General features: G+C 71.1%; 9 protein-coding genes and 1 pseudogene. 6 read left to right on the top strand and 4 right to left on the bottom strand.

What is annotated here, in order from left to right:
* Positions 1–10 precede the first annotated feature (10 nt).
* From ACWD26_RS28765 to ACWD26_RS28740, 6 genes and pseudogenes are all read left to right on the top strand, one after another.
* The gene (locus ACWD26_RS28765) at positions 11–1381 is read left to right on the top strand and encodes an aspartate aminotransferase family protein (protein WP_451274842.1); all 1371 of its coding nucleotides are present in this window, start codon (positions 11–13) and stop codon (positions 1379–1381) included.
* Positions 1382–1583: 202 nt separating this feature from the next.
* Positions 1584–2297, top strand: a pseudogene (locus ACWD26_RS28760) (ABC transporter ATP-binding protein); the annotation flags it as partial.
* An 854-nt stretch (positions 2298–3151) separates the two neighbouring features.
* The gene (locus tag ACWD26_RS28755) at positions 3152–4438 is read left to right on the top strand and encodes a hypothetical protein (protein ID WP_451274841.1); all 1287 of its coding nucleotides are present in this window, start codon (positions 3152–3154) and stop codon (positions 4436–4438) included.
* A gap of 120 nt (positions 4439–4558) precedes the next feature.
* Positions 4559–4966 carry a VOC family protein gene (locus ACWD26_RS28750; RefSeq protein ID WP_451274840.1) on the top strand — a complete coding sequence of 136 codons (408 nt, stop codon included), beginning with the start codon at positions 4559–4561 and terminating at the stop codon, positions 4964–4966.
* 182 nt (positions 4967–5148) lie between these two features.
* Positions 5149–6273: an LOG family protein gene (locus tag ACWD26_RS28745; RefSeq protein WP_451274839.1), complete on the top strand. Its 1125-nt coding sequence runs from the start codon at positions 5149–5151 to the stop codon at positions 6271–6273.
* Positions 6274–6466: 193 nt separating this feature from the next.
* Positions 6467–7186: an LAETG motif-containing sortase-dependent surface protein gene (locus ACWD26_RS28740; RefSeq protein WP_451274838.1), complete on the top strand. Its 720-nt coding sequence runs from the start codon at positions 6467–6469 to the stop codon at positions 7184–7186.
* 94 nt (positions 7187–7280) lie between these two features.
* Here ACWD26_RS28740 and ACWD26_RS28735 read toward each other — a convergent pair whose 3' ends face one another.
* Genes ACWD26_RS28735 through ACWD26_RS28720 form a run of 4 tightly spaced genes read right to left on the bottom strand, consistent with a single transcriptional unit; the run spans position 7281 to position 11903 of the window.
* On the bottom strand, positions 7281–8096 hold the full coding sequence (locus tag ACWD26_RS28735; RefSeq protein ID WP_451274837.1) for a maleylpyruvate isomerase family mycothiol-dependent enzyme: 816 nt from the start codon (positions 8094–8096) through the stop codon (positions 7281–7283).
* A gap of 11 nt (positions 8097–8107) precedes the next feature.
* Positions 8108–9142 carry an ABC transporter ATP-binding protein gene (locus ACWD26_RS28730; protein WP_451274836.1) on the bottom strand — a complete coding sequence of 345 codons (1035 nt, stop codon included), beginning with the start codon at positions 9140–9142 and terminating at the stop codon, positions 8108–8110.
* A complete protein-coding gene (locus ACWD26_RS28725) occupies positions 9142–10848 on the bottom strand; it encodes an ABC transporter permease (protein WP_451274835.1) in 1707 nt (568 codons plus the stop codon). The genes ACWD26_RS28730 and ACWD26_RS28725 overlap by 1 nt, the downstream gene beginning before the upstream one ends.
* Positions 10824–11903: a thiamine ABC transporter substrate-binding protein gene (locus tag ACWD26_RS28720; RefSeq protein ID WP_451274834.1), complete on the bottom strand. Its 1080-nt coding sequence runs from the start codon at positions 11901–11903 to the stop codon at positions 10824–10826. The genes ACWD26_RS28725 and ACWD26_RS28720 overlap by 25 nt, the downstream gene beginning before the upstream one ends.
* Between the last annotated feature and the right edge of the window lie 152 nt (positions 11904–12055).

The following is a 12055-nucleotide window of genomic DNA, read 5'->3' as shown; positions in this document are numbered from 1 at the left end:
TGAGGACGCGATGACCGTGAGCCCCAAGGACCTCAGCCAGACCGCGTACGACCACCTGTGGATGCACTTCACCCGCATGTCCTCGTACGAGAACTCCCCGGTCCCCACCATCGTCCGGGGCGAGGGCACCTACATCTACGACGACAAGGGCAAGCGGTACCTCGACGGTCTCGCGGGGCTCTTCGTGGTCCAGGCGGGCCACGGCCGCACCGAGCTGGCGGAGACCGCGTTCAAGCAGGCGCAGGAGCTGGCCTTCTTCCCGGTGTGGTCCTACGCCCACCCGAAGGCCGTCGAGCTGGCGGAACGTATCGCCTCCTACGCGCCCGGCGATCTGAACAAGGTCTTCTTCACCACCGGCGGCGGCGAGGCGGTCGAGACCGCATGGAAGCTCGCCAAGCAGTACTTCAAGCTCAAGGGCAAGCCGACCAAGTACAAGGTCATCTCCCGCGCGGTCGCCTACCACGGCACCCCGCAGGGCGCCCTGTCCATCACCGGCCTGCCGGCCCTGAAGGCCCCCTTCGAGCCGCTGGTGCCCGGCGCCCACAAGGTCCCGAACACCAACATCTACCGCGCCCCGCACTTCGGCGACGACCCCGAGGCCTTCGGCCGCTGGGCCGCCGACCAGATCGAGCAGCAGATCCTCTTCGAGGGTCCGGACACGGTCGCGGCGGTCTTCCTGGAGCCGGTGCAGAACGCCGGCGGCTGCTTCCCGCCGCCGCCCGGCTACTTCCAGCGGGTCCGCGAGATCTGCGACCAGTACGACGTGCTGCTGGTGTCGGACGAGGTCATCTGCGCCTTCGGCCGGCTCGGCACGATGTTCGCCTGCGACAAGTTCGGCTACGTCCCGGACATGATCACCTGCGCCAAGGGCATGACCTCGGGCTACTCCCCGATAGGCGCCTGCGTCGTCTCGGACCGCATAGCCGAGCCCTTCTACAAGGGCGACAACACCTTCCTGCACGGCTACACCTTCGGCGGCCACCCGGTCTCCGCGGCCGTCGGCCTCGCCAACCTCGACCTGTTCGAGCGCGAGGGCCTCAACCAGCACGTCCTCGACAACGAGGGCGCCTTCCGATCCACGCTGGAGAAGCTGTACGACCTGCCGATCGTCGGCGACGTCCGCGGCAACGGCTACTTCTACGGAATCGAGCTGGTCAAGGACAAGGCGACCAAGGAGAGCTTCGACGACGACGAGACCGAGCGGATCCTCTACGGCTTCCTGTCGAAGAAGCTGTTCGAGAACGGCCTGTACTGCCGTGCCGACGACCGCGGCGACCCGGTCGTCCAGCTCGCCCCGCCGCTGATCTCCGACCAGTCGACCTTCGACGAGATCGAGCAGATCCTGCGCGCGACGCTGACGGAGGCCTGGACCCTGCTGTAGCTCGTCGGCAGCTCGCGGCCCGCTCTTTCAAACGGCCCGGGGCGCACCCATCCGAGTGAGATGGGGGCGCCCCGGGCCGTGTGCTGTCCGACCCCTGCCACCCTGACTCCCTAGCGTGCCCCTGTAACCGATCGGCCCTGCCTTCGTTCCCCCGGACGGGGGGCTCCCCCGGCAATCCTGATCCGAACCGAGGTGTACGCCCATGGTGGCCCCGCCGGACAACGACGTGCTCTGGGCACGTGGTCTGACCTACGCGCACGACGGCTCACCCGCTCTGCAAGGCCTGTCGCTGAGCGTCCGCGAGGGCGAGATCGTCGCCGTCACGGGCCCGCGCGGCAGCGGCAAGACCACGCTCCTGCGCTGCCTGTCCGGACAATTGCGGCCCCAGCAGGGCGAGGTGTGGTTCAACAGCGTCCCCGTCCACACCATGGGGCCGCTCGCCCGGGAACGGCTGCGCCGCGACCGCTTCGGCTGGATCGACCCCGAGCCCATCCTCGTCCCCGAGCTGAACGCCTGGGAGAACACCGCGCTGCCGCTGATGCTGCGCGGCGCCGGCCGCCGGGCCGCCAAGGCCGCCGCCCTGGAGTGGTTGGAGCGCCTCGACATCCGCGGCTCGGCCCGCAAACGCCCGCACGCCCTCCTGCAGTCCGAGCGCCAGCGCGTGGTCGTCGCCCGAGCCCTGATCGCCGCCCCCACCGTGCTCTTCGCGGACGAGCCGACCGCCTCCCTGCACCGCGCCGAACACACCCACGTCCTGCGCACCCTCACCACGGCCGCCCGCTCGCACGACATCACGGTCGTCCTCGCCACCCACGATCCCGACACCGCGTCCCTCGCGGACCGCACGGTGTCCCTGCTCGACGGACGATGCGTGAGGACGGTCCACCTGCCCTCCACCGCAGAAGGCAAAGCCCGAGCCACCCCTGACGGCCGCCCCACCACCGACCGACGAGCCCACTTGGCCCCCGAACGGGGAGGCCGCCCCGGCACCGAGAGGGGAGCCCCATCCACGGCCCGGGGAGGAGCCCACCTCACCCCCGATCGAGGAGCCCGCCTGACCCCCGAACGGGGAAGCCGCCCCGGCACCGAGAGGGGAGGCCGCCTCGCCACCGAAGGGGAACGCCCACCCACCGCCGACAGCAAAAGCCATCTCACCACCGAGGGGTCAGGCCGAGTGACCGCCGATCAGGGAGGCCGCCCCGGCACCGAAGACGGGGGCCGACCCAGCACCGACGGCAATTCCCGGCTCACCGCCAAAGGGGAAGGCCGACTCTCCGCCGAACAGGTAGGCCGCCCCGGCACCGACGGCAGTGCCCGACTCACCCCCGAAGGCGAAGGCCGACCCGGCACCGGAACGGAACGCTCGTCCACCACCAGAAGCAAAGCCCGCGTCACCGCCGAGCGAGGAGCCCGACCCACGGCCCAGGGAGGAGGCCACCTCACCACTGAGCAAGGAGCCCGCCTGGCCCCCGAACAGGGAGGCCGCCCCGGCGCCCAAAGCGGAGACCGAGCCGCCGCCGAAAGAGAGCACCCACCCACCGCCGAAGGCACGGCCCGCCTCACCGCCGAACCGGGAGGCCGGCTGACCGCCGAACAGGAAGGTCGGTCCGGCGCCGAAGGAAGCCGACCCGGCGTCGAAGGAGGCCGGTCCGCTGCCGAAGGAGGCCGATCCGGCGCCGGCGGTGGGGATCGGCCCCCCGCCGAAGGGGAAAGTGGGCCCGCCGCCGACGAGACGCGTCCGTCCGCCGCTGACGGGGAAGGCCGGGCCGCGTGCTCGCTCTCCGCCTAGCCCGCCGGGCCCACCCCGTCGTCCAGCGCCGCCGCCTCCTGGTCAGCGCGGCCACCGCCGGCACGGGCTTCCTGCTGCTCTGCGCCCTCGGTCACGCCATGGCCCACCCGCAGGCCCCGGCCGGCTCCGTGCTGCGACTCGCCTGGTGCGTGGCGCCCGCCGCCGCCACCGTGTACTTCGCGGTGACGGTGGCCCGCACCGACCCCGGCACCCGCCCGCGCCCCGGCCTCTCCGCGATCGGCCTCGGTCCCGGCCGGCTGATGGCCATCTCGGCGGTCACCACGGCCCTGTCCACCGTCCTCGGCTCGCTCCTCGCCCTCCTCTTCTTCCTCCACCTGCGCGGCGACCTCACGGGCATGCCCTTCGACGGCGCCGCCGCCGACGTCCTCGCCGCAGGGCGGCCCCTGCCGCTGCCCGCCGCTCTCACCCTCCTCTCCCTGGTACCGGCCGTCGCCTCCGCGACGACCGCGCTCGTCCTGCGCCCCAAGGACTCCGGGGCCCGGCCCACCGGCCCCCGGACACGCTTCATGGCGTACGACACCTTCGACATCCGCAGGCGGGCCGCCTCCCCGGCGGGTGCGACGAGGTACGAGGAGGAGCCGGACGAGAGCGCCGACGACCCCGCCGACCCACGAGAGCTGCCCGAACCACCGGCCCCGCTCCCCGCCCCCGGCGGCCTCCCCTGGGGCATCGCCGTCCTCGCCGTCGGCCTCGCCGTCGAGACGTACGCCGGAGAATCCGCCCCCGGCTCCGGCCTCACCCTCCCCGGCGGCCTCGCGACCAGTCCCGCCGGAGTCCTCGGCGGCTGGCTGCTCACCGCACTGGGCCTGGTCCTCACCGGACCCGGGCTGACCCACCTCACCGGGCGGCTGCTCCAGGCCGTACGCCCCGGCGTACTGCGGCTCCTCGCCGGGCGCGTGCTCCAGGAGGAGGCCCGGCGCATCGGGCGCCCGCTCGGGGTGGTGTGCGCGGTGGCCTCCGGGGCGTACGCCATGGTGACGCTGTCCTCGGGCACGCGCCCCACGGTCGGCCCGCTCACCCTGCTGGGCGCGCTCGTGGTGGCCGGCTGCGCCGTGCTCACCCTCGCGACGGCCGCCGTCGAGGCCCGGCGGGCGCACGCGGACACCACGGCCGCACTGTTGCGGCTGGGGGCACCCAGCGCGCTGCCCCGGCAGGCGGCCCTGCTCCGCGCGGGCGCCCTGCTCGCCGTGTTCGGCCCGCTGACCTGGACGGTCGCCCAGCTGGCGGCGCTGCCGCTGGCCGCCTGAACACATCTGCCCGGGACGCCGGAAAACTCGTACGAAAAAATCCGCGAGCGGCGATGAGTTTCGCGGGGACCCCCGGTCTACCCCTTCGAACGGACCGAAACCGATGGGAGAGACCTCACCATGTACCAGCAGATGATCTTCGTGAACCTGCCCGTGAACGACCTCGACGCCTCGAAGAAGTTCTTCACGGAGCTCGGGTACGCGCTCAACCCCCAGTTCAGCGACGAGAACGCGGCCTCCGTCGTGATCAGCGACACCATCGTGGCGATGCTGCTCACCAAGCCGTTCTACGCGTCCTTCACGAAGAAGGAGATCGCGGACGCCACGAAGACCAGCGAGGTGATGCTCTGTCTGAGCGCGGAGAGCCGCGAGAAGGTGGACGAGCTGGTCGAGAAGGCGGTCGCCGCCGGTGGCACCGCGTCGGAGAAGGTCCAGGAGATGGACTTCATGTACGGCCGCGCCTTCGACGACATCGACGGCCACACGTGGGAGGTCGTTTGGATGGACCCGGCCGCGATCGAGAGCTGAAGTTCCGCCTGTCGACCGGCCCGTCCCGCCGCGCCCCCTTCAGGGGCGCGGCGGGGAACTGCACGACAAGCCACGACGCACGCGCACCCGTACCCACCCACACCTGCGGTTGTTCCTCGGCGACGGCCGGCCCACAGTGAGAGCCCCGGCGCCTCCCCAGCGGAGCGAATTAGCATGGGCGAGTGCAGACGATGCCCGCTCATGCGGCCCACCACGACGACCACGAGATCGAGACGATCGAGGAGTTCGACGCGACCGTCTCGGCCCGCGGCACCCTCGCCGGATTCCGGGTCCAGGCCGTCGACCTGACGGACCGTACGCGCGAACTGCTCGCCACCAGCACGGCCGGAGCCGTCTTCCTCGGCTGCCCGATGCGCGAGGAGGCGGCGGCGAAGATACGCGCGGACGGCGCCCTGGTCTTCCCGCCCGTCCCCGGCCTGCCCTTCGATCCGTACCGGGGCCTGGTCTACTCCCCGGACGAGCTCTTCGCGTCCCTCTCGGACGGCGGTTACGAGGCGACACCCGACGCCGTCGCCTACGCCTGGTTCCAGCGGACCAAGGCCGACCGGGACGTCTACGCCTCCATGCTGCGCGCCGTCCACGACGACTCCGTCTCGGACGCCCTCGACGAACTCCTCTCCGGCGCACGGGTGGTGGGCGTGATGGGCGGCCACGCGATGGCACGCGGCACCGAGGCGTACGCGGGCGCCGCCCGTCTCGGCCGCACCCTGGCCCGCTCCGGCCTCACGGTCGCCACCGGCGGCGGTCCTGGCGCGATGGAGGCGGCGAACCTGGGCGCGTACGCGGCGCCGTACGACGACGAGATGCTCACGGAGTCGCTGCGACTCCTCGCGAAGGCCCCGAAGTTCACCCCCTCGATCACCGACTGGGCGAGCGCCGCCTTCGACGTGCGCACCCGCTGGCCGAAGGGCGGCACCTCCGTCGGCATCCCCACCTGGTTCTACGGCCACGAGCCGCCGAACCCGTTCGCCTCGCACATCGCCAAGTACTTCGCCAACGCCACCCGCGAGGACGGCCTCCTCGCCCGCTCCAACACCGGCATCGTCTTCCTGCCGGGCGCGGCGGGGACGGTCCAGGAGATCTTCGACAACGCGACGCCCAACTACTACGAGTCGCGCGGCGAACCAACCCCCATGGTCCTCGTCGACCGCGCCCACTGGACGGAGAAACTGCCGACCTGGCCACTGCTCCAGTCCCTCGCGCGCGGGCGTTCGATGGAGGCCCGCATCGCCCTGGTGGACCAGATCGAGGAGGCACCGGAGGCCTTGGCGCGGCTAGGGGAGTGAGAACTACGCACGTCACTGAACGTGCGTCAAACCTTCGAACGGTTCATCAGCGGGCAAAGTCAACCGCTCAAACACTTCTCCGGATTGACAGTGCTTATCGCGCGCTTATAAACCTGTGAGGCACATGGGGAAGCCGCCACTCCAGCGGCCCTCCGTCACCCCCACTCCCCTGTGCTTCCCGTGAAGGGCAAACGTGTCCATAACTCCCCGAATCGCGCGTACCTCGCGCTGTCTCGGTGTTGCTTTCGCGTCCGCCGCACTCGTGTTCGGCGCCGCGGGCAATGCCATGGCCTGCAGCATCAAGGACTTCTCCGCCGTCGCCGAGTGCGACGGCGACAAGGGCGTCATCCGCGTGACCGACGTGGACCCGCTGGGTGTCAAGGCCGAAATCACGGTCTACCTGGAGAACAATGGGGCCGACCTGCGCATGGTCGGCAGCAAGACCATCGAGAACTCCACCGCCGAGGGTGTCACCGTCACCTTCGAGGAGGACTGGGAGCCCAACGCCGAGTACCGCATCCATGTCAAGGCGGAGAACTACGTCGACGAGGACATCAAGCCGAACCTGGTCGCCCCCGCGGAGGCCTGCGAGGGGAAGGCGGACACCCCGCCGGCCGCCTCTAAGAGCCCGGAGAAGCCCGCGGACGACAAGAACGACAACAAGGACAAGGGCAAGGACAAGGGAGAACCGTCCAAGACCAAGAACTCCCCCACCCCGTCGGCCTCGGAGGGAACCACACCCGTGGGCTCGGACGACAACAACGTCCCGTCCCCCGAGGGTGACTCCAACCTCGCCGAGACCGGTGCCGACTCCAACACCGGCATCATCGCCGGCGCCGCGGCGGCCCTGGTCGCCCTGGGCGCCGGTGCCGTGTACTACAGCATGCGGCGGCGTGGGGCCTCCACACGCTGATCAGCCGGTACGGCGGTGGCCCGTGCTCCTCTTCGCGAGGGGCACGGGCCACGTGCGTACGCATCGGTGTCCAGGCCTCACGCGCGGCGGCGGCTCAGCCGAAGGTCGCCCGCTCCAGCCAGAAGTCCAGCAGCTCCCGATCGCCCAGCACCTCCAACCTCCCACCGTCCGGCGGGAGTCGGCGATAGAAGGCGAGCAGGACCTCGGTGAGCGGGCCACGCAGCGCGACCGTCGCCTTCTCATGGCCCCGGCGCCAGCGCACGACGTCCTCGGTCAGCTCGACGAACCACTCGGCGTTCACACCCGCGTCGGTGTCCGTGGCGTGGAGGTGGATGCTGCGCCCCGCGCCGCGCAGTTCGGCCGCCTCGTCGTGCGGCATGGTCCGCTGGACGAACTCGACGATCTCCAGCCACTCGTCGATCGCGTCGGCGGCGATCTCCGGCGCCACCTCGACCGGCCGCCCGACGGTGAGCGCGGCATCGGCACCGTGGACGACCTGCTCATGGGCCATCCGGCGGGCCCAGAACCCCGCGCTGCGCTCCCAGCCCCACGACCACGCCGGCGCATCGGGCCCCGCCTCACGCAGCGTGGCGACGGTCATCTCGCCGGTCTCCGCGAGCCAGGCGTCCAACGTGGCAGGGTCCCCCTGCTTCTCCGGGCCCTCGTAGAGCGGCACGTCCGGCTCGGGCACCTCTTCCTCCGAGCGGGTCCGTACATTGACTTCGACCCAGCGCATCGCTCCGCCGGTGTGCCGCAGCAGCTGTTCCAAAGACCAGTCGGGGCAGGTCGGCACGGTCGCCGACAGATCGGCCCCGGAGGTCACGATGTCCCTCATCTTCCGCACCTGGAGCTCGATCTCGGCGCAGTAGCGCTCATGCCGGGCCTGGGGTTCTCGCGTACGCATCGCCATGATGCCGCACCTTATGCGGCCGGACCCGCTCCCAGCACGACGATTTCCGCAGCGTCGAAGCTCACGCCGACCTCGTCCCCGGGCTCCGGCGCGTCTCGCAGCGCGCACGCCGCCTCCAGACGAGGCGCGTCCCCGGGCTGGAGGTGCACGGCGACATGGGTGCCCCGGAACGTCCGCGCGGCCACGGCGCAGCGCAGCCCGTCGGCCACGTCCACCAGCCGTACGCCGGCGGGCCGGACGAGCAGCGCGCACGCCCCCTGCGGCGAGCCCTCGGGCACCGGCACCTTGCCCCACGCCGTGTCCGCGACCGACCCGGTCACCGTCGCGTCGACCACGTTGTCGAAGCCGAGGAAGCGGGCCACGAACTCGTCCGCCGGCCGCTGCCAGACCTCAAGGGGCGTGCCGGACTGGGCGATCCGCCCGTCCCGCATCACCACGACCCGGTCGCCCAGCGCGAACGCCTCACCCTGGTCGTGCGTGACCGCCAGCACGGTCGTCCCCAACTCCCCGAACAGCTCCCGGAGTTCGACGACGAGCCGTTCCCGCAGCGAACGGTCCAGCTGGCCGAGGGGCTCGTCCAGCATGAGCAGCCGGGGGCGCGGGGCGAGCGCCCGGGCCAGCGCGACCCGCTGCTGCTCACCACCGGACAGCTCCCCGACCCGCCGGCGCGCGGCCCCCGGCAGCCCGACCAGCTCCAGCAACTCCCGTACCCGTAGCGCTCGTTCGTCCTTCGCCTCGCCGTGCATACGGGGCCCGAAGGCGACGTTGCCGGCCACGTCCCGCTGTGGGAAGAGCTGGTGGTCCTGGAACATCAGGCCGACCCCACGCCTGTGCGCGGGCACGCCCGACTGGTCCCGTCCGTCGAGCGACACCCTTCCCCCGTCGAGGGGTTGGAGCCCGGCGACCACCCGCAGCAGCGTCGACTTCCCACTCCCGCTCGGCCCCAGCACACACACGATCTCGTGCTCGGCGACCTCCAGATCGACCGCGTCGAGCACGGGCCGCCCATCGAACCGTACGGTCGCGTCCTCAAGCCTGAGCAACATCAGAACTCCCCCGTGCGATCGGTACGCAGGCGCTCCAGCACCAGCAGGGCCACCGCGCACACCACCATCAGAATCGTCGAAAGGGCCATGGCCTGGCCGTAGTTGATGTCTCCCGGCCGCCCGAGCAGCCGGGCCACGGCGACCGGCAGCGTCGGATTGTCGGCCCGCGCGATGAACACGGTGGCCCCGAACTCCCCGAGCGACACGGCGAAGGCGAACCCGGCCGCCACCAGCAGCGCCCGCCGCACCATCGGCAGATCGACCTCGCGCCACACCCGCCACGGCGACGCCCCGAGCACGGCCGCCGCCTCCCGCAGCCGCTCGTCCACCGCCCGCAGCACGGGCAGCATGGTCCGTACGACGAAGGGGACGCCCACCAGGGCCTGGGCGAGCGGCACCAGGATCCAGGAGGACCGCAGGTCGAGGGGCGGCTCGTCCAGCGCGATGAGGAAGCCGAAGCCGACGGTCACCGCGGACACCCCGAGCGGCAGCATCAGCAGCGCGTCGAAGCCCCGGACGAGACGGCCGGCCCGCCGGGTGAGCGCGGCGGCGGCGAGCCCGCCGATGAGCAGGGCGATGGCGGTCGCGGCAGCCGCGTACCTGAGTGAATTCCCGACCGCCTCGATCGGCGCCACCAGGAAGATCCCACTGTCCTCGCCGGTCAGCGCCTTGTAGTAGCCGAATCCCGGCGCGTCGAGCGAGCGCTCCACCAGCACGCCCAGCGGCAGCAGGATCAGCACGACGACCGTGGCGAGGACCGCGCCCAGCAGCGCCCACTGCCCCGCCCCGCGTGGCCGCCGCGCCGTGAGCGACGCGTCCACCAGCCGCAACGCGGTCTCCCGCCGCCGTACGGTCCACGCGTGCACGGCGAGGATCAGCCCGACGGCGACGAACTGCACGAGCGTCAGCACGGCGGCCGTGGGGAGGTCGAAGATCTCCGAGGTCTGCCGGTAGATCTCCACCTCGAGCGTCGAGAAGGTCGGCCCGCCGAGGATCTGTACGACCCCGAACGAGGTGAAGGTGAAGAGGAAGACCATCAGCGCGGCGGCCGCCACGGCGGGCGCGAGCGCCGGAAGGGTCACCTTCCGCCAGGCCGCCAGGGGGGACGCCCCGAGCATCCGCGCGGCCTCCTCCTGCCGTGGATCGAGCTGCGCCCACAGCCCGCCGACGGTGCGTACGACGACCGCGTAGTTGAAGAACACATGCGCGAGCAGAATCGCCCAGACCGTCGTGTCCAGCCGTACGCCCCACAGCTCGTCGAACAGCCCACCGCGTCCGACCAGCGCCAGGAACGCCGTACCCACGACCACGGTCGGCAGCACGAACGGCACGGTCACGACCGCCCGCAGAATCTCCTTGCCCCTGAAATCGAAGCGCGCGAACACATACGCGCCGGGGAGCGCGATCAGCAGCGTGAGCGCGGTCGAGACGAGCGCCTGCCAGGTGGTGAACCACAGCACATGCCGGATCCCGGAGTCCCCCAGCACCTCCCCGAACCGCCCGAGGTCCCAGGTCCCGTCGCCCTTCAGCCCCCGTACGACGATCGCGGCGACGGGATAGGCGAAGAACACCGCGAAGAACGCGACGGGCACCACCATGAGCCCGAGCCGCGCCGCGCTCCCCGGCCGACGGGGCCGGCGAGGTCGCCGCGGTGCGGCCGCGGTTCCCTTGGCCGCTTCGGCTACTTCAGTACGAGCGAGGTCCACGACTTGACCCACTGGTCACGGTTCTCGGCGATCTTCTCGGGCGCCATGGTCTCGGGGTCCTTCGCCGCGGGCCCGTACTCGGTGAACTCGGCGGGCACGGACGCCCCCTCGACCACCGGGTACACGAACATGTTGAGCGGCATGTCCTCCTGGAACCGCTTGGAGATCAGGAAGTCGATCAGCGCCTTGCCGCCCTCGGCGTTCTTCGCGTTGCTCAGCAGCCCCGCGAACTCGATCTGCCGGAAGCAGGTGCCGTCCGCGACCCCGGTCGGCGCGGTCTTCGGGCGCGGGTCCGCGTAGACGACCTCGGCGGGCGGCGAGGAGGCGTACGACACGACGAGCGGCCGGTCGCCCCCGGCCTTCTTGCCGTCCGTCGACCCGGAGAACTCCTGGTAGTACGCCTGCTCCCAGCCGTCGACGACCTTCACGCCGTTGGCCTTGAGCTTCTCCCAGTAGCCCTCCCACCCGTCGTCGCCGTACCGCGCGGCCGTACCGAGGACGAATCCGAGCCCCGGCGAGGAGGTGGAGGCGTTCTCGGTGACGAGGAGGTCCTTGTACTCGGGCTTCACGAGATCATCGAACGACTGGGGCGGCTCGATCTTCTTCTCGCTGAAGTAGGCCTTGTCGTAGTTGACGCAGATGTCGCCGGAGTCGATGGGCGTGACCCGGTGCTCGTCCTTGTCGAGCTGGTACTCGGCGCCGACCTTGTCGAGCCCCTTCGCCTCGTACGGCTGGAAGAGGCCGTTGTCGAGGGCGCGGGACAGCAGCGTGTTGTCGACGCCGAAGAAGACATCGCCCTGCGGGTTGTCCTTGGTCAGGATCGCCTGGTTGACGGCCTGCCCCGCGTCGCCGCTCTTGAGGACCTTGACCTTGTACCCGGACTCCTTCTCGAACGCCTTCAGCACGTCCTTGGAGTAGGCGAAGGACCCGTGGCTGACGAGGGTGACGGTCTTGGAGCCGGTGTCGTTGGAGGACGAGCCGCACGCGGACAACGTGACGAGCCCGAGGCCGACGACGAGAACCGTCGCTCTCCTGGTGATGCCCACTGAATTCATTCCTCCTGGAAGTGACCAGGAAGAGACGCGGCCCCGCCCAGTACCCTCGTCGTTCCGAGGACTCCCGGGCAGGGCGCAACAGCTTGAGTGATGACCGAACTTCCTACCCAGAATGACCTGGGCGAGGTTCAGAGGGTCTGCGGCCCGGATGC

This window comes from Streptomyces sp. NPDC002787 (genome assembly GCF_053592095.1).
This window is presented reverse-complemented; position numbering and strand designations above follow the sequence as displayed.

Bases quoted from the DNA above. Each gene is read 5' to 3' on its own strand.
- ACWD26_RS28765 (WP_451274842.1), top strand. From the start codon at position 11: ATGACCGTGAGCCCCAAGGACCTCAGCCAGACCGCGTACGACCACCTG.
- ACWD26_RS28750 (WP_451274840.1), top strand. From the start codon at position 4,559: ATGTACCAGCAGATGATCTTCGTGAACCTGCCCGTGAACGACCTCGAC.
- ACWD26_RS28735 (WP_451274837.1), bottom strand. From the start codon at position 8,096: ATGGCGATGCGTACGCGAGAACCCCAGGCCCGGCATGAGCGCTACTGC.
- ACWD26_RS28730 (WP_451274836.1), bottom strand. From the start codon at position 9,142: ATGTTGCTCAGGCTTGAGGACGCGACCGTACGGTTCGATGGGCGGCCC.
- ACWD26_RS28720 (WP_451274834.1), bottom strand. From the start codon at position 11,903: ATGAATTCAGTGGGCATCACCAGGAGAGCGACGGTTCTCGTCGTCGGC.